Here is a 24955-nt window from a genome sequence, read left to right as displayed (position 1 = left end):
TAAGATGCAATGGCAAAAACCTATAATTTAAATATATTTAAAGCTCAATGCTCACTAAACTATTATGAAAAAAATTAGCCTTGCCTTCTTTGCCCTTTTCGGCTTAGGCATTACCGCCCAGGAAATCGATCCTGAAATCAATACCGCTGCTGAAAATCTTGAAGAACAGGTAATCTCCTGGCGAAGGGATTTTCATCAAAACCCCGAACTTTCCAATAGAGAATTTAAAACCGCGGAAAAAATTGCGGCACATCTCGAGAAACTGGGAATTGAAACTCAAACCGGAGTAGCGAAAACAGGAGTGGTTGGAGTTTTAAAGGGAGATCATCCGGGAAAAACCGTTGCCTTGCGCGCCGATATGGATGCTTTGCCTGTTACCGAGCGCAACGACCTTCCCTTCAAATCTAAAGTTACCACAGAATTCTTAGGCTCTCAAACCGGAGTTATGCATGCCTGCGGTCACGATACGCACGTGGCAATTTTAATGGGTGTTGCCGAAGTACTTTCTCAAAATAAAGACAAGATCAATGGAACGGTAAAATTTATCTTTCAACCCGCCGAAGAAGGTCCGCCTCCCGGGGAAGATGGTGGCGCCGGGCTTATGATAAAAGAAGGAGTGCTAAAAAACCCCGATGTTGATGCTATTTTCGGACTTCATATTAATTCTGAAACTCCGGTAGGAACAATTCGCTACAAACCCGAAGGAACTATGGCAGCCGTAGAGCGTTTTGTAATAAACGTAAAAGGAAAACAAACCCACGGTTCGGCACCCTGGAGCGGTATCGACCCAATTCTTATTTCGGCCAAAATCATTGACGGCTTGCAAACTATTATCAGTCGCAATGCCAAACTGGTAGATGGAGCCGCAGTTATAACTATAGGAAAGATCACCAGTGGCGTAAGGTTCAATATCATTCCTGAATCTGCTGAAATGATAGGCACGGTGCGTACCCTTGATCCCAAAATGAAAGAAGTGATCCTGGGAAGGATGCGCGAAATGATTCCAGCCCTTGCAGAAGCTTATGGTGGAGAAGCTACTATTGACATCCAGAATAATACCGCCATTACTTATAATGACCCGGAGCTTACCCGCCAAATGCTTCCAACGTTGGAAAAAGTTGCCGGGAAGGATAAAGTAGAATTGGTGAAAGCCACAACCGGGGGAGAAGATTTTTCTTTCTTTCAGGAAGAAATACCCGGGTTCTATTTTTTTCTTGGAGGAAAACCCCTGGACGCTTCTGAGACTGCGCCGCACCACACCCCCGATTTCTTTATCGATGAAAGTGGCCTTTTGTTAGGAGTAAAAACCATGTCTCAAATAGCCATAGACTATTTAAAGCATTAATTATGAATGAAGTTTTGAATTTCCTCTCAGCTATAAGCTGGTGGGGATGGATCCTTATTTTTCTCGTCCTTGTAGCCCTAAAAGATATTTTCATCAGCCGGGAACACACTATAAAACACAATTTCCCCATTGTGGGTCATTTCAGGTATTTGCTGGAAAGCATTGGTCCTGAACTTAGGCAGTACATCGTGGCCAGCAATCGGGAGGAACTACCTTTTAACAGAACAGAACGAGGCTGGATCTACGCTTCGGCAAAAAACGAGAATAACTATGAAGGCTTCGGAACCGACCAGGATATTTATTCCAATCATTATATATTTGTCAATAATGCGATGTTACCTTTTAAGGTAGGTGAAAATCATCCCCACAGGGAAGACCCCGGTTTTATTGCCTGCGCAAAGGTAATGGGGGAATTCAACAAGAGAAAGCGTCCTTTCCGGCCGGCATCGGTTATCAATGTATCGGCGATGAGTTTTGGTTCACTTTCGGCCAGGGCGACAGAAGCCCTGAACAAGGGATGCAAAGAAGCCGCTGCCTATCACAATACGGGTGAAGGTGGACTATCTCAATACCACCGAAAAGGGGCTGATGTGGTATTTCATTTCGGGACCGGTTACTTCGGAGTCAGGGATGAAAACGGAAATTTTTCAATGGAAAAAATGGTGAAACTGGTGGAGGAAAATCCCCAGATAAGAGCTATAGAAGTAAAATTATCTCAGGGAGCTAAACCGGGGAAAGGCGGGGTTTTACCAGCTTCAAAAATCACTCAGGAAATCTCTGAAATCCGACACGTACCCCTGGGAAAAGATGTGCTTTCCCCTCCTAATCATTCGGCCTTCAGCACGATTCCTGAAATGATAGATTTCATTGAAGATATTGCAGAAGCTACCGGGTTGCCTGTAGGAATTAAATCAGCGGTGGGTAAATTAGGTCAATGGGAAGAACTGGCTTCTATTATGGCAAAAACACAACGAGGCCCCGATTTTATAACTATAGATGGCGGCGAAGGCGGAACAGGAGCAGCACCACCGAGTTTTGCCGATCACGTTTCCCTGCCCTGGATCTATGCTTTTTCTGAAGTTTATAAAATTTTTCTAAATGAAGGGATCACCAACCGGATCGTTTTTATAGCCAGTGGGAAACTGGGATTCCCAGCCAAAGCCACAATGGCTTTCGCCCTGGGTGCCGATTGTATAAATGTGGCCAGAGAGGCTATGATGAGCATTGGTTGCATCCAGGCGCAATCCTGCCATAACAACACCTGCCCCACAGGGATAGCTACCCAGAATAAATGGCTGCAATCTGGTTTGAATGTAAAAGATAAGGCAAGACGGGTTAATTATTACTTCACAAAATTCAGAAAAGAACTTCTGGAAATTACCCACGCCTGCGGTTATGAACACCCCTGCCAATTTACGATGTATGATGTGGAAATTAACCTTAGTGACAAGAACCTGGCAGAAAATTTGGCTTCAACTTTTACGTATCACAAAGAAAAAGTACCTTTCGGCAGTATAAAAGAACACCTGGAGTGTCCTCATTTAGGTGGAAAATACAAAGAAAAAGAAGTTAAAACCAAAGAAGCAGAGACCGAAGATACTTCGGTTTACGATAAAAAAGAATGAATCAGATAGAACTTTCACAACTACTCTTAGCACTTTTACCAGCACTTATTGTTGGTGTTTTGGCTTATTATTTTTTCAGAACATTTATCAAAAGCGAGGAAGGCCGACGGCGGTTCCTCCTGGTAAAAGACAACCAGAAGACGGCATTACCAATACGGCTGCAAGCCTACGAAAGAATGACGCTCTTCCTGGAGAGAATCTCCCCAGGCAAAATTTTATTCAGGGTAAAACCGAATTCAGATGATCCGGCTCTCTATGAAGGATTGCTTATAAAAACCATAGAACAGGAATTTGAACATAACCTGGCCCAACAAATTTACCTTAGCGGAGATTGCTGGGATTACATCAAAACAGCAAAGAATGCCACCATCGGGCTCATTAGAAAAGCAAAAGATCTAGACGAAGTAACTACAGCCGACGCTTTGCGGGAAACCATATTAAAAAACCTGATGGAAAAACCGGCGCCTACAGATGCGGCAATCGCTTTTATTAAAAAAGAAGTAAAATCCTTTATTTAAAAGAATCCGAAGAAGTTTTTCTTACGTTGTTCCAGGTATTGCATATGCCTTTCCCGGGCGTGATCAAAACCCTGTTGCCACCACTCAGCCATTAAGTGTTTATTGAAAACCAATGAATTTTCGGTGAGTTTGGTGGGGGTGTAGTAAGTATTGAGCTTCACCTTTTTATTCAGGGCAGCGAGCTTACCTTCCACGATGTCATGATATTCTACCTGGTCTTGTAAAAATCCAAACAGATTAATCATCAACGAAAATGGATTTTTCCCCAGCACTTTATTGTATTCCATATTTTCGGCCTCAAGAATAATGGCATCCACTTCTTTTGCACCGCGTTTTATAGCTTCCCTAATTGGGATAACGCAACCCAGGCCACCATCGGCATACTCAAAACCGTCTTTTTGGGCAAGGCTCATAAACGGAATGTAATTACAGCTTATCCAAATCCAGTCACAAAAATCTTCATAAGAAAAATCATGAATAGACTTATACTCTACCCGGTTTCTGGAAAGGTTAGAAACAGTAACCACTACATCTTTTACCGAAGTCTGCAACAATTCAAATTCTTCGGGTGAAAAATTACGTTTTATGTGCTTTCTTAAATTCTGGCTTTCCCCAAAGGTTCTTTTCTTGCGAATAAATTGCCAGAAAGTATTCAGGTAATTAATGGTTACATACTCACGGCCTTCTTTTTTCTTGACAATAAAGGGATTAACACTGAAGATTTTGTGCTGGTTTACATTGGTATAAATATCATATACCTTTTCAATATTTCCCGCAGCAAGATGCGGGATAAGCAAACTCCCAGTAGAAGTTCCCAGGAACATATCATATTTTCTTCCTTCTTCCTGAATTAAATATTGGGCCACCCCTCCGGCAAAAGCACCTTTACTCCCACCTCCAGATATTACCAATGCTCGCATTACCTGTTTTCTTTTTATATTCTGGCATCAATTATATCTTACCAAAATAAGTGATTGATTTAAAACGAAGATATAAGTTCAGCCTTTAACTCTCTAATTTTTTTTCCAAATAAAGCCTCTCCCGTTCCGGTAGATTCTCTTTAAGCATTTGGAACTGCAGGCGATAATCAGGATTTTTCATTAATTCTGAAAGCAATTCCCGGCTAAATTTCCTGAACTGGCTGTTAGGGTGTTGTGTTGCTTCCAACAAATTTTTAAGATTTTTATCGCTAAAAGCGTTTATCTGGTAGAGATAACCAAAGGCATTTTTCCTAACTCCAAATGGCCTGTGCGGGGCTGTGTGACCGGAAAGCTCTTTGTAATATTTCTGCTGCTTTTCGGGCTCATAAGCGGGTGTCGCCAGGTTAAGGGTTAACCAAAGAATCCTTATATTTTTATCAGTAAAGCCTACCAAACCCTTTGTTTCCTGGAGGTATCTAGTATTTTCCTCCGGAAATTGCATCCAAAGATTGGTAAGCGCAGCTTCTATGGTCAACCAGGATTCGTCCTGTAACAGTGACTCATATTCAGGTTTTAATTGCGGCGGAATTTCATCCATACTCAAGGCAATAGCCTGCCGCACAAAAATGTTTTCACTTTGAAAGGCCAGTTTATAAAGCTGAAAGGCTTCAGTGGAAGTTTCTCCCGCAAGCTGAAAGACCACTTCCTGTCCTATATAATCATTTACAGGCTTCTGAAGCGCACTTCTTAAAAAAGGGGCCTTCTGCTCCAATGTACTTTCCCTTAAAGCAGCTATATCGAGATAATTCCGTATAAATTCAGATTTTTTCAGGGAATTTAGCGCTTCTGTACCCTGGAAGGCTGTTTGCTTAAGCCAATTGGCTATAAACTCAGAAAGATCCTGCCCGGAGGCCCTTTCCACCTCAGCTATAAAATTATCGGTGTTCACATTTTGGTAGGCATAGAGTTCCAGGTAATTTTTAACCGCTGTTTTGAAAGCCTCATCTCCCACTTTTTCCCTCAGGATATGCAAGGCCCAGGCTCCTTTCTGGTAATAAGTTAGGGAGCTGCCACCCTTTCTCATCAATACTTCTCCCCTACCCGAGTCGCTTAATTCTTTTAACCTCTCTGCCGATTCATACAATTTCCAGTAATAATAATCATCTCCAAAAATTTCCTTTTCGGCAAGCAGCGCATAATAAGTCCCAAAACCTTCATGCAGCCAATGATGTTTTTCTTCCTCCTGGGTTACAAGGTTCCCAAACCACTGGTGGGCCAGTTCATGGGCATTCACATTTACATAATTGCGGTCCTTAAAACCCACCTCATCGGTAAGCAAAGCCCTGGAAAAAATGGTAATCCCTGTGTTTTCCATTCCCGCATAGAGAAAATCCTGCACAGGCACCTGTTTGTAATTCTGCCAGGGATATTTTACTCCTATTTCTTCTTCCAGGAAATCAAATATCTCCTGGCTGTACCTATAACTTGGTTCCCGTAGAGAATCCTCGTCTTCTTCCAGGTATAACTCCATGCTGACTCCGGAGGCCGATTTCAACTCTTCTTTTTCAAATTTCCCTGCCGCCACGGCCAGTAAATAGCTGCTCATCGGTTTCTGCATTTTAAAATCCCATCGGGAAACCGAATCATTTAAGACTGCTACCGAAGTTAATTCTCCGTTAGAAATCACCTCATAGCCTTTCTTGAAATCAAAACTGAGCTCGTAAACCGCCTTTTCATTTAAATTATCAATTACCGGGATCCAGTGGGAAGAATTCTTTCCCTGACCTTGTGTCCACACCTGCCTTGAAGCTGTGATTTCCTGTGGGACATCCCAGTTTATAAAATACATCGCTTGTTGGGGTTTAGCCGAATATTTTAACCTGATCTCGTTTTCCTCAGAAGGTTCAAGTTTAGTTTTTAACCAAAGAACATTCCCGGTATTATTAGTTGGGATGCTTTCTCCATTAATTACCACTTCTGAAAATTTCATATTTTGAGCATCAAGATAGATGGAATCCACCTGGTTTAAAACATCAAAACGGTAAACCACCTTTCCCTTAAGCTTTCCGGAATCGGGAGTAATTGCAATACTGGCGTCAATATTTGCAAAATTGATATTCTTGAGCTGGGAAGAAATATAATCCTGGGAAAAGACCCCGCTGAAATTGAGCAGTAAAATGCTTAGAAAAAGATATTTCATACAGAAGTTATATGGCTTGCAAATTACGAAAAACCTACCCCTTGAACAACGGGATATTTTTTTAAGAAAATCGAAGCCAAAAAACCTGATTTTAATATCTTCGTTTCCATGAATGCCAATTTGCTTCAAACTCCCATAGATTATCTCAAAGGTGTTGGCCCAAACCGGGCGAAAGTCCTGAAAACGGAATTGGGCATTCAAACCTATGGCGATCTGCTCAACTTTTTCCCGAACCGCTATTTAGATAAAACCCGTTTTTATAAAATAAATGAATTGCAGCGTAATTCTGCAGACGTGCAGGTTGTTGGTAAGATCACCCATATAAAAAGCGTGGAACAAAAACGTGGAAAACGCCTTGTCGCCGATTTTATAGACAGTACTGGAAAGATGGAATTGGTGTGGTTTCGAGGCCAAAAATGGATAAAGGAAAACCTTAAACTCAACACCCCCTATGTGATCTTCGGAAAAACCAATTGGTTCAACGGGACTTTTAGCATGCCTCACCCGGAAATGGAACTGGTTGAAGATTATAAAAAGCAGTTGCGTACCGCGATGCAGCCCATTTATCCCTCAACCGAAAAACTTGCAAAAGCCGGTATTTCTAACAGGGTAATCAATAAAATAATGCAGCAACTTTTTCTGGAAGCTAAAGGAAGATTCTTTGAAAGTCTTTCAGAAGAAATTTTGCAGGAATTTAAAATGATTTCCAAGTCTGAAGCGCTTTTCAATATCCATTTTCCCAAAAGTCAGGAACTGCTTGCAAAGGCACAATTCCGTTTAAAGTTTGAAGAACTTTTTTACATACAGCTTCAACTCATCAGGAAAAACCTTCTTCATAAAAAGAAAATTAAGGGATATGTTTTCGAAAAAGTTGGAGATAATTTCACCAACTTCTATAATGAACATTTACCCTTCGATTTAACCGGGGCACAAAAGAGAGTAATTAAAGAAATAAGAAATGATTTAGGCAGTGGCGCACAAATGAATCGGCTTTTGCAAGGGGATGTGGGCTCAGGAAAGACCATTGTTGCTCTAATGTCAATGTTTATAGCACTTGACAACGGTTTCCAGGCTTGTCTTATGGCTCCTACTGAAATTTTGTCAGTACAACACTACAACGGCTTGGTTGATTTATGTAAGAACTTAAATACCAGTATAGAACTGCTCACTGGCTCAACCAAAACTTCAAAAAGAAGAGAGATTCACGAAAAACTGAAAAATGGTGAAATAGACATCCTAATTGGTACTCACGCTTTACTGGAAGACAAGGTGCAATTTAAGAATTTAGGGCTGGCAGTTATTGATGAACAACATCGGTTTGGGGTGGCCCAAAGGGCGAGATTATGGAAGAAAAACGACCTCCCTCCTCACATCCTTGTGATGACTGCTACCCCAATTCCACGAACTTTAGCGATGAGTCTTTATGGCGACCTGGATATCTCGGTTATCGATGAACTACCTCCGGGAAGGAAATCGATAAAAACCGTGCATCGGTATGATGCCAATCGACTAAAAGTATTTGCTTTTATAAGGGAAGAAATCAAAAAAGGCAGACAGGTATACATCGTCTATCCGTTAATACAGGAATCAGAAACTATGGATTACAAAGACCTGATGGACGGCTACGAAAGTATTGCCAGGGAGTTTCCTGAATTTCAAATTTCCATAGTTCATGGCCAAATGAAAGCAGAGGCAAAGGATTATGAGATGGATCGTTTTGTTCGAGGAGAAACCCAAATTATGGTAGCCACCACCGTAATTGAGGTTGGCGTTAACGTTCCCAATGCCAGTTTAATGATTATTGAAAGCGCCGAACGATTTGGCCTATCCCAGCTACACCAGCTTCGGGGCAGGGTGGGTCGTGGGGCCGAACAGAGCTTTTGCATTCTTATGACCGGCCACAAACTATCGGAAGACAGCAAAACACGCTTGCAAACCATGACGGGCACTAACGACGGTTTCGAGATCGCAGAGGTGGATCTAAAACTCCGTGGTCCCGGAGACCTCATGGGAACTCAACAAAGCGGAGTGCTAAATCTACAAATTGCCGATATCGTAAAAGACAACGATATCTTAAAAGCAGCCAGACATCTCGCAACTAAAATCTTAAAAGAAGACCCCAATCTTCAATTAGAAAAAAACAGGATCCTGCACCACACTTTCGCTCAAATTTCAAAAAAGAAAACAATCTGGAATTATATCAGTTAGGCTATTCTATCCACGGTTTCCTTTTTCAAAATAAAAAACTATGACAGGAAAGAAAGACCATACTCTACCAAACTTTCAAAAGTCCTAAAAGTACCTACGGGCTTTCCTGTATTTTTAACCTAAATTATCCCCTCTTTATTACTTCCAAAAATTTAAGTCAATTTCTTCCAAAACCCTTTAAATAAAGATTCCGCAAACTAATCAGCAGTGTATAATTCGAGGGTTTTCATCCCGGTAAACATTATTCGGAGCCTCATACCCAGGTGCTAAAAGCTGAGATAATTCGTAAATTTATGAGGTTAACTATTAAATCTATGAGTTATGAAGACAAGATTATTGATGTTAACCGGGATCTTTTTTATGAGTCTGGTTACTAGTGCAATCGCGCAGGAAGAAAAGGAGAAAAACTCTATTGGAGAAACTGTCTATGAACAGTATAAAGAAAATGGCATAGACGCTGCTCTGACCCATTATGAAAAGCTAAAAAAAGAGAAAAAGGAGAAATACAATTGGGATGAATGGGAATTGAATGCCATAGGCTATAAACTTATGGAAGAAAATGATATGGCGGCTGCAGAAAAAGTTTTTAAATACAATATGAAAGAGTATCCTGAGGCAGCAAACCCCAACGACTCCTACGCCGATTACCTCATCGAAAAAGGAGAACCTGAAATGGCTAAAGAGTACTTGAAAAAATCTATCGAGATAGCTCAAAACAGTTCCAACGAAGACGAAAAAACCCGAATTCTTGCCGGCTCCAAGGCTAAACTCTCAAAACTGGAAAACAAACACCGTAAACTCGATTTCCTAGCCGGGGAATGGATTATGGAACAAACCGGTTATCGCGAAGGGAATGCTATAGATGTTCCGAGCAGCACCCAGAGCATCACCTATCTGCCAGGTGACGCTGTTTTGCGAGTCAAGCACACCAACGCACAAAACAATCCCTGCTGCGAGCGATTAATCGCCTACGATGCCTTAGAAGAAAGGTACGAGATGGCTTATATTAACGCCAGCAATCCCTCCGGAATAGAAATCTCCAATTTGGATATTAAAGATCTTGGAGAAAACCGATTCGAAATGATGGAGGAATATCACCAGGACAATGAAAAAAAATTGGCAAGGCACGAAATAACCCGTAATGGAAATGATAACATTGAATGGAATGTATATCTTCAAAATGAAACTGATAATGAATGGGAGCTAGTGAACCAAATGAGATTTAAAAGAAAAACCTAATCCAGGTATTTTAACCCGATTCCAAAAAGAGAAGCTTTCCGCTTCTCTTTTTAATTTGTAATTAGATGAAAATTAAAATTTCAAATTATGCCAAAACCGTTCGTAATACTATCTTTGCTGCCTGAAAAAACAATTCGATGAAGATTTCATATAACTGGTTAAAGCAATTTATCAAACTCCCGGAAAAGCCTGAGGAGACAGGCGAATTACTTACCGACCTTGGCCTGGAGGTAGAAGGCATTCAGGAATTTCAAAGCGTAAAAGGAGGATTACAGGGAATCGTTGTGGGACACGTTCTTAGTTGTGAAGACCACCCCAACGCAGATAAATTAAAGCTTACCAACGTTGCTCTTGGCAATGGAGAGCAGGTACAGATAGTTTGTGGCGCTCCAAATATTGCCACCGGACAGAAGGTGCCGGTTGCCACGATAGGGACTACCCTCTATGATGAAAAAGGGGAAGCCTGGCCAATAAAAAAAGGAAAAATACGTGGGGAAGCCAGTTTTGGAATGATATGTTCTGAAAAAGAGCTTGGATTAAGTGAGGATCACCAGGGGATCATGGTAATGAAAGATGATCTGGAACCGGGAAAACCCGTAGCTGAAATTTTTGAGGTTGAAAATGATCAGGTTTTTGAAATAGGTTTAACCCCCAACCGAGCCGATGCGATGAGTCACTGGGGAGTAGCCCGCGACCTGAAAGCCGGCTATCAACAACAAGGTAAAACCCTGGAACTTATCACCCCATCGGTCAGCAGTTTTCACGTAGACAGTCGCAGCCTGAAGATCCCAATTAAAGTGGAAGATTCCAACCTGGCACCAAGGTATTGCGGGGTGACCATTTCAGATATTAAGGTTGAAAGCTCTCCCAAATGGCTTCAGAACAGGCTTAAGGCCATTGGGATTACCCCAAAAAATAACGTGGTAGATGCTACCAATTACGTCATGCATGAACTCGGCCAGCCTTTACATGCTTTTGACGCGGGAAAAATTGCCGGAAACCAGATCCAGGTTAAAACCTTAAAGTCGGGTACCAAATTCATCACTTTAGATGAAGTGGAACGGGAATTACACGAAGAGGATCTTATGATTTGTGACGCCGAAAAACCACTATGTATTGCAGGAGTTTTTGGCGGTATCACCAGCGGCGTAACAGAAAACACCACCGCAATATTCCTGGAAAGTGCTTATTTCAATCCTGTTAGCGTTAGAAAAACAGCAAAAAGACATGGTTTAAACACCGATGCTTCTTTTAGGTTTGAACGTGGAATTGATATTAATTCCGTAGAATATGCGCTAAAAAGAGCTGCACTTCTCATAAAAGAAATTGCGGGCGGAGAGGTCACCAGTGATATAGACGACCTTTATTTCAAAAAAATAGAAGACTTTCAGGTCTTCCTTACTTTCGACAAGGTAAATAAACTCATTGGTGAAAACCTGGAAGAAGAAACCATAAAATCTATTCTGGCAAGTCTTGAAATCAGAGTGAATAATGTAACCGAAACCGGAATGGGCCTAACCATTCCCTCCTATCGGGTAGACGTAATGCGCGAGGCCGATGTAATTGAAGAGATACTGAGAGTTTATGGGTATAACAATATAAAATTTAGCGATAAGCTAAATGCCTCTGTAGCTATTTCTTCTAAATTTGAAGACTACAAATTACAGAACCTCATCTCCAACCAATTGGTAGGACAGGGTTTTTACGAAAGTATGGCCAATTCACTAACCACGCCGGCATATACTAAACTAAGTGAACAGATTAAGGAAGAGTATAATGTAGAAATGCTCAACCCGCTTAGCCAGGACCTTTCGGTTATGCGTCAATCCATGTTATTTTCAGCACTTGAGGCCGCCAGCTATAATATTAACCGAAAGCGAAACAGCTTGAAACTGTTCGAATTCGGGAAGACTTATCACAGTTTTGTAAGCGGTAGAAACGAGACAAAACACCTCTCCCTTACTGTAACCGGAAAGAGGCAGGCAGAGAACTGGAATATTACACCTATTAACGGTAATTTCTTCTATCTAAAAGGCATCATTATAGCCATCCTGGATCGGCTTGGGGTTAAGAGCAGCAAAACCTCGGCTACAAAAAGCGATTTGTTTTCTGAAGGTCTCACTATGAGCTCTAAGAAAGCGAAACTTGTGGAATTTGGTGTCGTAAAGAAATCTATTTTGAAGCATTTCGATATTCAACAGGAAGTGCTCTTTGCTGATTTTAACTGGGAAGCTATAGTTGAGGAGGCTACGGCACAAAGAAAGAAATTTGATCCTATCCCAAAATACCCTGCTGTAAGACGTGATTTCGCGCTTCTGTTAGACGAATCGGTTTCTTACGAAGAGATTGAGAATATCGCGCTACAAACCGGTAAAAAAATGCTTAAAGAAGTTAACCTCTTTGATGTTTACCAGGGCAGCAACCTACCGGAAGGTAAAAAGAGTTATGCGGTAAGCTTTTTGTTCCAGGACGAGCACAAAACCTTAACCGACAAACAGGTAGACAAGATGATGAGTAAACTCCAGCAAAGATTTGAAAGCGATCTTAAGGCTGAATTGAGATAAGATATTCCATAATTTTATGACATAAAAAAATCCGTGGTTTTAATAAAAGCCACGGATTTTTTTATTTTTCTTAAGCTTAAGAATCAGGGAAAGTTTTTGAAAATTTCATCTACATAATTTCTTATATCCCTATCCATACGGCGTGTTCCTATTTCAGCATCAGAAGTAGCCCGCCAAATGATCTCCTTACTTCTTCGGTTTATAAAATCTATCACGATACTTCGCTCCCGGTATGGCAATTGCTTTATACTATTTCCGCTTAAACGTTGAATGGTATAATAATCCTGATATACATAATCTTCAACATAAGGCCCAATATAAAGGCCCGGACGGTAATAGCTGTAATTGGTATACACGGGATTAGCATTCACATCGGCCTTTTCATCAAACATTGTATGCACATAGATTAGCACATCAGGTTGACGCGTATCAAGAATATAAGCCTCATCCTTCATGTTCGCATTAATAGTAGAAACTATGGCCTCATTTACCCTTTTATTATCATAAGCCCGGCTCATAATAGTATCATTATTAGGCAAAAAGGCATAGGAATTATAATTTCTTAAAGCTTTTGCTTCATCTGTGAGTTTACGCCCCGCACCACAAGCGGCCAGCATTAGGACGGAGACTAAACCAAGCATAGTGATCTGTAATTTTTTCATAGAATTTTTCTTTTTTATATAAATTCAATATAGCCTGAAAGCCTTAATCCCAAAAGGATTTCCAGCTCTTTTAATATAATTTAACAGGGCGATTTCTGCTTTAACTTTTAATTATCGATTGTTTTCTACAAATTATTTATTTTTAGATTTATTCTAAAGAGGAAGAGAAGATGTTGAAATTACCACGTACAAATATTGAAAATCAGCTGCAAAAAGTAAGAAACCGAAGAACTGCAGAGAAAAATATTCTGGATCAGGTTAAGGAGATTTTCGAAGAGGAACTACGCAAAGACCAACAAATTGAAGAGACCCTTAGCCACGGGAGCGGGGATCATATCAATACTTTTAATTTCGACCTTCTGGAAAGTGGAAGAATATATCATCTTTCTGATATTGAAAAGATCTGCATAGACTATCGCCTCAGGTTTTTAGACTCCAGCTTTTTTAAAGCTGAAATTCCCATAGAGGCGATTTCAGAAATAAAGAACCTTGAAAAACAGCATCGCACCAGCCTGAAAGGATTTAAAATTATTGCTCCATCAAAACTATTAAAGCTCGACAATGCCGACGATCCTTTGCTTTTCGCTCCTATGGGGAATAATTATTTCTACCTAATCCATAAATGGGGCACCGACCTTCACCCCTTGCGAAAACTCCTTATGTGGCCATTTAAGTGTATGGAAAATTTTGTTTTAAGCCTATTGGTCTGTAGTTTTCTCCTCGCTCTAATGGTACCAGATGGATTGTTCTCCCCTAAGCAAACCACCACCCAGTTTTTTATAATTTTCTTTTTTGTCTTTAAATGGATCGCAGGGCTCTCTATTTTCTACGGAGTCAAATTCGGTAAAAATTTTAATTCGGCTATCTGGCAAAGCCGGTATTACAATGCTTAGAACGTTAAACTCTGTATAAAACCTATGCCGTAAGCAGGGGAATTCGTATTTTGGTTAGTAACAAAAACCAATCAATCATGAGTACTGAAGACAGTTACGAACGGGTCTATACAGGATCTGAAACCAATGTCCAATATCTACAGGAAATCTTCGACAAGTCCGGTATTTCTTCGCGGGTTAGAAACGATTTTGACTCGGGCCTAAGAGCAGGCTTCGGGGGAGGGCTCCCGGGGCAGGTACAGCTTTTTGTTATCAAAAGCCATTATGACGAAGCCCTGAAAATCGCAAAAACAACCTTCCCGAAAGATTATACCGATGACGAATAATGAACACCAACCTACTCAACGAAATATCTGGAACCTAATTCTGGGAATTGCTTTTACTGGTTATGGTTCCTATAGACTATATTATCATTTAAATAGCGTCGAAACAGACACCTTTGGCCTCATCCTGGCCATAGCATTTGTAGGATTGGGGATTTACGATTTGTATAAATATTTTACTGGAAAATAAAAGAAGCCGGAAATTCCGGCTTCTCTTATTTATATATCAATTGTGCCTTACCAGCTAATAATTGCGCTGGCCCAGGTGAAACCACTACCGAAAGCAGCAAGCACCACCACATCTTCATCTTTGATCTTACCTTTTTCCCAGGCTTCGGTTAAAGCAATTGGAATAGAGGCTGCCGTGGTATTTCCATATTTCTGAATATTATTATATACCTGCTCATCACTCAGTTTAAATTTATGTTGAATAAATTGGGAGATGCGCAAATTCGCCTGATGTGGAATAAGCATATCGATATCCTTTACCTCAAGCCCGTTTGCATCCAGGCCTTCCATAATAACTTCAGAAAAACGCTGAACCGCATGTTTAAAAACAAATTGTCCATTCATATATGGATAATACGGGATATGGTCTCCTTGCGGATTTTCAGCAATAATCTCAGGGACCCAGTGCATAGTACTTGGGCCTTCGAGCGAAAGTTCCTTTGCGTGTTTCCCTTCAGAATGCAGATGGGTAGAAAGGATCCCTTCTCCGTTATGATCGCTTCGGGTAAGGACAGCAGCTCCGGCGCCATCTCCAAAAATTACCGAAACCGAACGTCCACGAGTGGTAAAATCTAAGCCCCCGCTGTGATTCTCACTTCCAATAACAAGTACATTTTTATACATTCCGGTTTTGATAAACTGGTCTGCAACAGATAGCGCATACACAAAACCACTACACTGGTTCCTAACGTCTAAGGCAGGACAGGTATTTATATCCAACATTTCCTGCACCTGCACCCCACAGCCAGGGAAATAATAATCGGGACTTAGGGTGGCAAAAACGATAAGATCTATATCGTCCTTGGAGATATCGGCTCTTTCCAATGCGATCTTTGCCGCTTTCACCCCCATTGTGGCAGTAGTATTGCCATCTCCTTTTTTAATGTGATGGCGTTCCTTAATACCGGTTCGCTCCTGAATCCATTCATCGCTGGTATCCATAAGTTTTGCCAGATCATCGTTGGTAACCACATTTTCTGGCACATAACTACCTAGCCCGGCTATTTTAGATTGAAACATAATTTAAACTTTAGTATATTTAGAAAATATCATTATTAAAATTAAGCATTTCATAAAATATGAGCCAGCAATATAGCAAAGATTAATAATCTCTATTCAATGGCTGCTTAATTATTTTATTCATCAATAAAAGTATACTTAATGAAAAAACTTAGCCTAAGTATTTTTAGTTTTTTTCTTGTACTGGGAAGTCTTCAGGCACAGGAAAACCTCACCTATCAAAAACCACCGCAGGAAATCCTGGAGCTTGTAGATGTGCCTTTGGCACCAAGTACTATTATAGATAGTAAAGGAGAAATGATGGTCTTCCTATACCGAGACCAGTATAAGTCTATCGCTGAACTGAGTGAAGAAGAACTACGTTTGGGGGGATTAAGAATAAACCCTGTTACCAATATCAACAGCCGCGCCACCTACTTTAACAATCTTGAAGTAAAAACCATCGATGAAGATGAGCCCAAACAAATTACAGGTTTGCCTGAGGAGCCACGACTTACCAATTTTTCATGGTCTCCTGATGAATCAAAAATAGCTTTTACTCACACCACCGATTCTGGCGTAGAACTTTGGGTTGCCAATATTAAAACAGCTTCAGCAAAGAAACTTACCGAGGCCCGGCTTAATGCCAACATGCGCGATGTCATTAATTGGTTTAAGGATAATTCAGCAATTTTGGTAAAAATGTTGCCCGAAGACCGCAAAGAACTTATAAACACCAAAACAGCTGTTCCCACCGGGCCAACTGTTTCTGTAAGTGATGGAAAAGAAGCCCAAAATCGTACTTATCAGGATCTTTTAAAGAATCCTAACGATGAATATAATTTTGAACAACTGGCTCGTGCCGAACTGGTAAAAGTTAATCTTGATGGTAGCAGCCAGAAATGGATGGATGCTAAAATGTTTAATAGCATAAGCTTTTCTCCAAACGGAGAGTACGTAATGGTTTCCCACATCAAAAAACCTTTTTCTTATCTGGTGCCTTATTATAGATTCCCTTCGGAAACCAATATTTATGATGCAAATGGGAATCTGGTAAACAAAGTAAATGACGAACCCTTACTGGAAGACCTTCCGAAGGGATTTATGGCAACCCAAACGGGAAGAAGAAACTTGCAGTGGCGCAGTGATAAAGCTTCGACTCTAATGTACGTTGAAGCGCTGGATGAAGGGGATCCGGAAAATGAAGTAGAATTTCGTGATGAAGTTTTCGTATTAAAAGCTTCATTTAATGGTGAAGGAAAGTCCATTCTAAAAACCAAAGATCGTTTTAGTGGAGTTATCTGGGGTACAGATGAAATAGCTATTGCCAATGATTATTGGTGGAATAACAGGAATACCCGCACTTATGTTTTCAATCCTTCCGAGCCTTCCAGAGAACCGGATGCGATCTTCGACCGAAATTACCAGGATCGATATAGCGATCCGGGAAGATTTGTTACCACTAAAAATGAGTGGGGTCAGGATGTATTAAAGTTGGATGATGAACACGCATTCTTACTTGGTGCAGGATTTACAGAAGAGGGTCAGTTCCCTTTTGCTGATAAGATCGACCTGGAGAACGGAGAAACCGAGCGCCTTTATCAGTCTGGATATAACGATAAAAAAGAAAGCCTGGTAGAAGCCCTGGACATTGAAGAGGGTAAAATTCTGGTAAGAATTGAATCTTCAGCAGAATATCCCAATTATTATATTAGAGATCTGAATTCAGGAGAACTTAATCAGATCACCTCTTTTAAGAATCCTTTTGAAAGCCTGGAAAATGTTAGCAAAGAGGTAATCACCTATGAAAGAGAAGACGGACTGGAGCTTAATGGCACCCTTTACCTTCCTGCCGGTTATGACAAGGAAAACCCCGAGAAATTACCAATGATTATTTGGGCTTATCCAAGGGAGTTTAAGGATAAAAACTCTGCATCTCAAAATACTTCTAACGCTAACGATTTCACCTATCCGTATTATGGCTCCCCAATTTACTGGGTAAACCGTGGATATGTGGTACTGGATGATGCCAGCTTTCCAATTATTGGGGAAGGCGAAGAAGAACCCAACGATACTTTTAGAGATCAATTGGTAGCCAATGGCAAAGCGGCTATCGATGCAGTTGACGAGCTAGGCTATATAGATAGAGAACGCGTTGCCGTTGGAGGACATAGCTATGGTGCCTTCATGACTGCCAACTTACTGTCGCATTCTAACCTCTTTGCTGCCGGGATCGCCCGTAGTGGAGCCTATAACAGAACCCTTACGCCATTCGGCTTTCAGAGTGAAGAAAGAAACTATTGGGAAGCACCCGAAGTTTATTACAATATGTCACCATTTATGCACGCCGATAAAATGAAGACACCCCTCCTTCTTATTCACGGAGAGGCCGATAATAATTCGGGGACCTACCCAATGCAGAGCGAGCGTTACTTCAATGCGTTAAAAGGTCTTGGCGCTACCGCAAGATTGGTAATGCTTCCTAAGGAAAGTCACGGCTATAGCGCCAAAGAATCTGTTTTGCACGTTTTATGGGAACAGGATAGATGGCTGGAAAAATATGTAAAAGATAAAGACAAGAATACCGTAGAAAATAAATCGGAGATGCTAAAAGACTAATTCCGGGATATTAGAGATTTTTCTTAAGCTGTAAATTTCGCTGATTTAGGATCGGTGGAATTTGCAGCTTTTTTAATTCGATAAGGAAATATCAATTGTTGCGAAAAAAGAAAGCCTGATCGCAATTAAGGCGTTCAGGCTTTCTACAACCTAACCAATAAATAAAACCTACAATTATGACAGATAATCGTGGAACTTATTAATCTTCACTTTTGCTTTCAAATCGTGAAGCAAATTGTATAGTCCAAAAAACGTACGGTTTATATACAGGAAATGCTTACTTCCCCGGTTCCCGTTCATTTTCCTTAATTCGGTATCTTTACTGTATTTTTCGCTTAAATCGGTAATAGAGTTCCAAAAGGATTCATCGGCAAAATCGAAAGTTTCGGAATGAAACGGGCTGGTGAATAAATTTAGCATCTGGTAGAACAGCTCTGAGAAATATTCCACTTCTCTTGGAGAGTCGTCTTTTCTTAAAATTTCCAATTCAAATAGTTTTGAATTGAAGAAGTCCGGATCATTGATATTTTCTTTTTTGGCAAGCTCAAAATAAGGCTTATAGAAATCCTCAGGTACTTTTTTGATACAACCAAAATCTATGGCGATAAGGTTAGCTTCTTCATCGATAAGGAAATTACCGGGGTGCGGATCGGCATGTACGGCTTTTAAACCATGCATCTGGTACATATAAAAATCCCAAAGCGCCTGTCCAATTTTATTAGCTTTCTCCTGATCTCTATTTGCCTTAGCCCATTCACTAAGGTGAACTCCGGTCATCCAGTCCATCGTGATGATGCGCTCACTGGATAATTTCTCGTAATATTTTGGGAATTTAAGATTTGGAATATGTGCGCAGGCTTCAGATATTTCCTTGCTTTGCTGTACTTCCAGCAAATAATCGGTTTCTTCGAGTAGCTTGCCTTCAACTTCCTTAAAATATTTATCCGAATCTTTTCCCTGAAGGTTGAACATCCTGGTCGCGATGGGTTTAACCATCGCGAGATCTGAACTTATACTATCTGCCACGCCCGGATATTGGATTTTCACAGCAAGTTTTTTCCCATCTTTTTCGGCGCGATGCACCTGACCAATACTGGCGGCGTTCACGCTCTGGCTGGTAAAAGTATCATAGAGTTCTTCAGGATATTTTCCGTTGTATTTTTTAAATGTCTTTCTCACCAAAGGTGCCGAAAGGGGTGGCACACTAAATTGGGCAAGGCTAAATTTCTCGACATAAGCGCCCGGCAATAAACTCTTTTCCATAGAAAGCATCTGGGCCACTTTTAGGGCACTCCCTTTAAGACTTTTCAAACCATCATATATGTCATCGGCATTACTTTGATCTAATTCTTCCCGGGTAAGTTCAGAATTGAAAGCCTTTTTACCGTAGTACTTCAGGTAGTTACCCCCAACCTTCACCCCGGTTGTGACCATTTTCGAAGTTCGCCCCAGTTTGCCTGTGGGTATTTTATCTATTGTCTTCATTTAAGCCATCTTTTCTTTCCACAGGAATTTTCCAAAATCTATTATCCGCTCCAGAGGAGTATTGTCGAAAACATCAAAAACGGTGTTTACAGACTTCTCTATGGCCACATCGGTACTTTCAAATTTTGCCGAATTATCATCCATCCAGAAGTTTATCAAAAACAACAACTGAATCCATGCGGCTTCAGAAAAAATAGCTTCAGATTGTTTCAGCGCTTTCAGGGTTTTACTTTCATTTTCTTCTTTGATCAATCCCTGTGCAAAATGCTTCACCTGTTTCCTCAAGCCTTTTAGCTGCTCGAGATTTTTCAATTTGTTTTCATGTTTTCTCAGGCTAAATAAGACGAAACTACGATTGGCAGTAAGCATTTCGAAAAAGGTGTAATAAAAGGTTAACATTTTTTCACGGTTGGTGAAATCATGATATTCAGGGCTTGTTTCCAGCACATTTAAGGTATGCTCAAAAAACCGCTTCCAGATTCCTTTCTCCAAGCTTTCAAAACTTCCGAAGAAATTATAAAACTGCTCCTCTTTTATCTTATTCTCTTTACAAAATTTGTAAACGCTTTTTGGAGTTCTTTCATTCTCCAGAACATAATCCATATAAAGCGAAATCAGCTTATCGCTGGTAAGAGTTTTTTTAGTGGGGGTATTTTTTTTAGTGGTACTCATAGCAAATTTTCTTTTTCAAAGATAAGTTTTGTTTAAACTTATATGTTTAAATTTAAACAAAATGTTTGTTAAATATTATGTAGAAAGTTTAGCAACCAATTTGTTAGACGGAAGAGACTTCTTTGTATTACAGATTCGCTGTCAGTTTGTCAGCGCGTGGGGAATGGTATTTTTTTTGACCTCTGAAGACCAAACGAGATTAATTTAAACTTTAAATATATATGGCAACCGGAAACATTAATGTATCTGTTGAGAATATTTTTCCGCTGATAAAGAAATTCCTTTATAGCGACCACGAGATCTTTTTACGGGAACTAATCTCCAATGCGACTGACGCAACCCTGAAATTAAAACACCTCACCGATATTGGGGAAGCCGGGGGAGTTGAATACGGAAATCCAAGGATTGAAGTAAAGATCAATAAAGAAAACAACACCCTTCACGTAATAGATCAGGGTGTGGGTATGACCAAGGAGGAAGTTGAGAAATACATCAACGAAGTAGCTTTCTCCGGAGCCGAGGAATTCCTGGAAAAATATAAAGATTCTGCTAAAGACAGCGGAATTATAGGTCACTTTGGTCTTGGTTTTTATTCTGCTTTTATGGTGGCCAACAAAGTGGAGATCATCACCAAATCTTTTAAAGATGAGCCTGCAGCCCACTGGGTATGTGAAGGTACTACCGAATTCACCCTTGAAGGCGCCGATAAAAAAGAGCACGGAACAGAAATTATTCTTCATATCAATGAAGATGATAAAGAGTTTTTGGAAGAAGCCCGCATCCGGGAGTTGCTAACCAAGTATAACAAATTTATGCCAATCCCGATCAAATTCGGGACAAGAGAAGAATCTTTACCACTTCCTGAAGATGCTCCGGAAGATGCCAAGCCGGAAACCAAAACCGTTGATGACATCATCAACAACCCGAACCCGGCCTGGACAAAGCAGCCTAACGAGTTAGAGGATAAAGATTACAAGGAATTCTACCGCGAGTTGTACCCTATGCAATTCGAAGAACCATTATTCCATATCCACCTGAATGTAGATTATCCATTTAACCTAACTGGGATTCTTTATTTCCCGAAATTAACAGGGAATATGGATATTCAGCGGGATAAAATTCAGTTGTATCAAAACCAGGTTTTCGTAACCGATAATGTAGAAGGGATCGTTCCTGAGTTCTTAACGATGCTTCGCGGAGTTATCGATTCACCGGATATTCCTCTTAATGTTTCGCGTTCATACCTCCAGGCAGATAGCAACGTGAAAAAGATCGCAAGTTACATTTCAAGAAAAGTAGCCGATAAGCTGAAGTCACTTTTCAACAATAACCGTGAGGATTTTGAAAAGAAATGGGACGATATCAAGATCGTAATTGAATACGGAATGCTTTCCGAAGATAAATTCTTTAAGAAAGCCGATGATTTTGCTTTATACCCAACGGTAGATAAAAAGTATTACACTTACACTGAACTGGAAGAGAAGATTAAAGATAACCAAACCGATAAAGACGGGAATATGGTGATTTTATATGCTTCTAATGAAGATTCTCAGCACAGTTACATTGAGGCTGCAAAGGCCAAAGGTTATGAAGTTTTAATGCTGGATTCTCCAATTGTTTCTCACCTACTTCAAAAACTGGAAAGCGAAAAAGAAAAGATCTCTTTTGTTCGGGTAGATGCCGACCACGTAGATAACCTCATTAAAAAAGACGAGGAAAAGATTTCAAAACTTTCTGATGAGGAAAAGGAAAAACTCAAAACCGATTTTGAAAACGTAATTCCGAAGGAGAAATATACAGTACAGTTAGAAGCAATGGACAGCGATGCGGCTCCTCTTCTTATTACTCAACCCGAGTTTATGAGAAGAATGAAGGAAATGCAGCAAACCGGAGGTGGCGGCATGTTTGGAATGGGCAATATGCCGGAGATGTACAACCTGGTAGTGAATACCAATCACCCGCTTATCTCAGATATCCTAAACACCAAAACAGCCAAGAAACAAGAGCGATTGATCAAACAGTCTCTTGATTTGGCAAGACTATCTCAAAACCTGTTAAAAGGAGAAGAGCTAACTGCCTTCATCAAACGCAGTTTTGATATGGTGAAATAGTAAATCAGGAATATAATAATTCAAAACAGGCTGTCTTGCAGACAGCCTGTTTTTTTATTTCTGTACTGATTAGGGGTGCAATTCTTTTATTGTTTCTAGCCTAAGATTTCGGTAAACGATCTGGTAGAATTGCTGCACATCGTAGGGCTTAACAATAATATCATTCATCCCGGCCTCAAAGATTTTATTTCTTATCTCTTCGATTTCCACTGCGGTAAGAGCTACTACAGGTACATTTTTATCAAATTCCCGAATTTTTCTCGTCGCTTCCAGCCCACTAATTCCGGGCATATTCACATCCATAAGCACCAGGTTATAAGCGTGCTCCCTGATTTTTTTTATTGCTTCCTCCCCACTGGCAGCCACCTCACAGGTGAAGTTTTTCTTTTCAAGAATACGTTGGGTTACCACCTGGTTTATTCGGTTATCATCCACGATAAGCACTTTTTTATGGCCGGTATAATCTTTTGGAAGTGCTTCTGTCTTTGTGATTTCAGAATAATTAGTAGAAACTATTTCAAAAAGAATCCTGAAACTAAAGGCAGCGCCCTCACCTTCTTCGCTATCAAGGTGAATTTCAGACCCGAACAGTTTAAGCAATTTTTTCACTATGGGCAGGCCGAGCCCGGTGCCCTGGTAATTGTAATTTGTGCTTTTTAATTGGGCAAATTCTTCAAAAATAAGCTTCTGCTTGCCCGGCGGAATCCCAATCCCATTATCTTCAACCTCAAAACAGATCTCTGCCTTAGTATCTTTCAACTCTTCCAGCCGGGCTGAAATATAAATATCTCCCCTTTCGGTAAACTTCATCGCATTTCCTACAAGGTTCATAAGGATTTGAGATAACCTTACCGGATCACCTTTTAAGGTTTTTGGGATCTCCTCATCAATCTCGCAATGTATTTTATTATGATTTTGAAGTCGGGTGAACTCAAAACTTTTTACGATGCTTAACATCAACTCTTCAAGATTAAAATTAATATGCTCCAGAGAAACAAGGTTGGATTCCATTTTGTTCATCTGCAGCACATCATTAATAAGGGCCAGGAGATAATCGGCTGAAAATTTTAACGATTTAAGGTCATTATGATGTTTTTTGAGTCCTTTCTCTTCCAGTAACAAGGAGGTAATTCCCACTACCCCGTAAAGCGGAGTTCTTAACTCGTGGCTTACCGTTGAAAAAAACTGGGTTTTAAGCCTGGTTAATCTTTCGGCATTTTCTTTGGCCTCCTGTAACTGTCGGTTTTTTGACCGCAGTTGATAAATAAGTTGTTTCCTGTCCTGGTTGATCTTGTTCAGTATTAAAAGAATAATCATTAACACAAATGAAGAGATCACCATCACCATGACTTTCTCGTTAGACTTGCTGATAATCTGCTCCTGGAATACCTGTTCCTTTTTGGCAATCTCTAGATTTTTCTGGTATTCGCTTACGTCAAACCTGGCGTTTGCTGCCTCAACCTGTTCCAGCTTTTCCTTTTCAAAAATCTTTGATTTATACTCTTCATACCTGGAAAGATTAATATAGGCCTCGCGGTAACGCTCTTCTTCAAAAAGCAAAGCTGCGTATTCCTTTGCTATTTCTGAGGCCGGAAGTATTAGCGAATCTTTTTCTGCGAGTTTAAAGGCTTCAGCTAAATAAACCTCTGCAGAGTCTGGTCTCGAAATTGCCCTGTTATATCTACCCAATAACATATACAATTGCGAACGCACATAATTATCTTCTTTATCCTTCAACATATTCACCGATTCCTTTAAATAAGGAATAGCCTTGTGAGGTTTCTTCAGGTCAAGATAAGTCCAGGCTATATTTATTTTTGGAGCCAGTCCTTCCTGGGGCATAGCGGTCTCTTCCGAAAGCAGAATTACTTTCTCGTACATTTCTATCCCCTTATTAACAGTTTGAGGATTTTCTGAATATATATTTCCCAGATTATTGTAGGCCCAGAGAATTAGGGTATCATTTTTAGTTTTTTCAGCAAACTCCAGAGCATATTCATAATTTTTCTTTGCTCTAATGGTATCATCCAGTTCAGTGTAAGCAAGGCCCAGGAAATTATGCGCGTGAAAATGATAATAATCACTTCCAACAACTTTTGAGGCTTCCAAAAGCTTTAAAGCCTCATCAATTCCTTCATGATAGCTATATTTATTAAGAAAACCCGCGGTTTGATCAAGTAGTTTTTCCAGACTATCCTGCCTTACTACTTTTTTTTCCTGTGCGAAGGAAAAGACCAGGCCGGCACAGAAAAGTACAAGCGAAAGAAAAATTTTTCTCAAAATAGCAGGTTTGATAAATCTTTTTAAGGCAGCTGAAATTTAAGTTTTTTATCCCTAATATCCA

The 24955-nt window shown here is 40.3% G+C and carries 18 protein-coding genes; 11 read left to right on the top strand and 7 right to left on the bottom strand.

Annotated features, from left to right (window positions below; translation table 11 throughout):
* The first annotated feature begins 64 nt into the window (after window positions 1-64).
* From BUW93_RS09365 to BUW93_RS09355, 3 genes are read left to right on the top strand one after another with little or no spacing between them, the layout of a single operon-like run.
* Window positions 65-1345 carry an amidohydrolase gene (locus BUW93_RS09365; protein WP_081211431.1) on the top strand — a complete coding sequence of 427 codons (1281 nt, stop codon included), beginning with the start codon at window positions 65-67 and terminating at the stop codon, window positions 1343-1345.
* A gap of 2 nt (window positions 1346-1347) precedes the next feature.
* Window positions 1348-2970: an FMN-binding glutamate synthase family protein gene (locus BUW93_RS09360; protein ID WP_081211429.1), complete on the top strand. Its 1623-nt coding sequence runs from the start codon at window positions 1348-1350 to the stop codon at window positions 2968-2970.
* On the top strand, window positions 2967-3488 hold the full coding sequence (locus tag BUW93_RS09355; protein WP_081211427.1) for a DUF7935 family protein: 522 nt from the start codon (window positions 2967-2969) through the stop codon (window positions 3486-3488). The genes BUW93_RS09360 and BUW93_RS09355 overlap by 4 nt, the downstream gene beginning before the upstream one ends.
* Here BUW93_RS09355 and BUW93_RS09350 read toward each other — a convergent pair.
* Both BUW93_RS09350 and BUW93_RS09345 read right to left on the bottom strand, forming a co-directional pair.
* Window positions 3485-4408 carry a patatin-like phospholipase family protein gene (locus BUW93_RS09350; protein WP_081211425.1) on the bottom strand — a complete coding sequence of 308 codons (924 nt, stop codon included), beginning with the start codon at window positions 4406-4408 and terminating at the stop codon, window positions 3485-3487. The genes BUW93_RS09355 and BUW93_RS09350 overlap by 4 nt on opposite strands.
* A gap of 85 nt (window positions 4409-4493) precedes the next feature.
* On the bottom strand, window positions 4494-6608 hold the full coding sequence (locus tag BUW93_RS09345; protein WP_081211423.1) for a M1 family metallopeptidase: 2115 nt from the start codon (window positions 6606-6608) through the stop codon (window positions 4494-4496).
* 108 nt (window positions 6609-6716) lie between these two features.
* Here BUW93_RS09345 and recG point away from each other — a divergent pair, with 108 nt between their 5' ends.
* The 3 genes from recG to pheT all read left to right on the top strand — a co-directional run bounded on the left by recG (window position 6717) and on the right by pheT (window position 12619).
* A complete protein-coding gene (gene recG, locus BUW93_RS09340) occupies window positions 6717-8816 on the top strand; it encodes an ATP-dependent DNA helicase RecG (RefSeq protein ID WP_081211421.1) in 2100 nt (699 codons plus the stop codon).
* 321 nt (window positions 8817-9137) lie between these two features.
* Complete coding sequence (locus BUW93_RS09335) at window positions 9138-10055, top strand: hypothetical protein (protein ID WP_157893307.1); 918 nt, start codon at window positions 9138-9140, stop codon at window positions 10053-10055.
* A 137-nt stretch (window positions 10056-10192) separates the two neighbouring features.
* Complete coding sequence (gene pheT / locus BUW93_RS09330; RefSeq protein WP_081211417.1) at window positions 10193-12619, top strand: phenylalanine--tRNA ligase subunit beta; 2427 nt, start codon at window positions 10193-10195, stop codon at window positions 12617-12619.
* An 83-nt stretch (window positions 12620-12702) separates the two neighbouring features.
* On the opposite strand, the gene BUW93_RS09325 is transcribed toward pheT, so the two are convergent.
* Complete coding sequence (locus BUW93_RS09325; RefSeq protein ID WP_081211415.1) at window positions 12703-13281, bottom strand: DUF4136 domain-containing protein; 579 nt, start codon at window positions 13279-13281, stop codon at window positions 12703-12705.
* Window positions 13282-13451: 170 nt separating this feature from the next.
* Here BUW93_RS09325 and BUW93_RS09320 point away from each other — a divergent pair, with 170 nt between their 5' ends.
* The 3 genes from BUW93_RS09320 to BUW93_RS09310 all read left to right on the top strand — a co-directional run bounded on the left by BUW93_RS09320 (window position 13452) and on the right by BUW93_RS09310 (window position 14687).
* Window positions 13452-14174 (top strand): hypothetical protein, encoded by a 723-nt coding sequence (locus tag BUW93_RS09320; RefSeq protein ID WP_081211413.1) that lies wholly within the window; start codon window positions 13452-13454, stop codon window positions 14172-14174.
* A gap of 77 nt (window positions 14175-14251) precedes the next feature.
* The gene (locus tag BUW93_RS09315) at window positions 14252-14500 is read left to right on the top strand and encodes a putative signal transducing protein (protein ID WP_081211411.1); all 249 of its coding nucleotides are present in this window, start codon (window positions 14252-14254) and stop codon (window positions 14498-14500) included.
* Window positions 14490-14687 carry a hypothetical protein gene (locus BUW93_RS09310; protein ID WP_081211409.1) on the top strand — a complete coding sequence of 66 codons (198 nt, stop codon included), beginning with the start codon at window positions 14490-14492 and terminating at the stop codon, window positions 14685-14687. Before BUW93_RS09315 ends, BUW93_RS09310 begins: the two co-directional genes overlap by 11 nt.
* A gap of 47 nt (window positions 14688-14734) precedes the next feature.
* Here BUW93_RS09310 and BUW93_RS09305 read toward each other — a convergent pair whose 3' ends face one another.
* Window positions 14735-15745 carry a 3-oxoacyl-ACP synthase III family protein gene (locus tag BUW93_RS09305; RefSeq protein WP_081211407.1) on the bottom strand — a complete coding sequence of 337 codons (1011 nt, stop codon included), beginning with the start codon at window positions 15743-15745 and terminating at the stop codon, window positions 14735-14737.
* A 141-nt stretch (window positions 15746-15886) separates the two neighbouring features.
* Between BUW93_RS09305 and BUW93_RS09300 the strand changes: the two genes are divergently transcribed.
* Window positions 15887-18343, top strand: a complete 2457-nt coding sequence (locus BUW93_RS09300; RefSeq protein WP_081211405.1) for a S9 family peptidase — start codon at window positions 15887-15889, stop codon at window positions 18341-18343.
* Between the two features lie 174 nt (window positions 18344-18517).
* Here BUW93_RS09300 and BUW93_RS09295 read toward each other — a convergent pair whose 3' ends face one another.
* Together BUW93_RS09295 and BUW93_RS09290 are read right to left on the bottom strand one after the other, a co-directional pair.
* Window positions 18518-19828, bottom strand: coding sequence for an ABC1 kinase family protein (locus BUW93_RS09295; protein WP_081211403.1), 1311 nt, complete (start codon window positions 19826-19828; stop codon window positions 18518-18520).
* Window positions 19829-20500 (bottom strand): TetR family transcriptional regulator C-terminal domain-containing protein, encoded by a 672-nt coding sequence (locus tag BUW93_RS09290; protein ID WP_081211401.1) that lies wholly within the window; start codon window positions 20498-20500, stop codon window positions 19829-19831. It lies immediately after the preceding gene.
* A 221-nt stretch (window positions 20501-20721) separates the two neighbouring features.
* On the opposite strand from BUW93_RS09290, the gene htpG reads away from it, so the two are divergent.
* Entirely contained in the window at window positions 20722-22611 is a 1890-nt protein-coding gene (gene htpG, locus BUW93_RS09285) for a molecular chaperone HtpG (protein WP_081211399.1), read from the top strand.
* A 69-nt stretch (window positions 22612-22680) separates the two neighbouring features.
* Here htpG and BUW93_RS09280 read toward each other — a convergent pair whose 3' ends face one another.
* Window positions 22681-24891: a tetratricopeptide repeat-containing hybrid sensor histidine kinase/response regulator gene (locus BUW93_RS09280; RefSeq protein WP_081211397.1), complete on the bottom strand. Its 2211-nt coding sequence runs from the start codon at window positions 24889-24891 to the stop codon at window positions 22681-22683.
* Between the last annotated feature and the right edge of the window lie 64 nt (window positions 24892-24955).

Source organism: Salegentibacter sediminis, from assembly GCF_002078605.1.
GTDB classification, from domain to species: domain Bacteria; phylum Bacteroidota; class Bacteroidia; order Flavobacteriales; family Flavobacteriaceae; genus Salegentibacter; species Salegentibacter sediminis.
The sequence above is the reverse complement of the archived record's forward strand: the minus strand, read 5'-3'. Positions and strand labels throughout refer to the sequence as shown.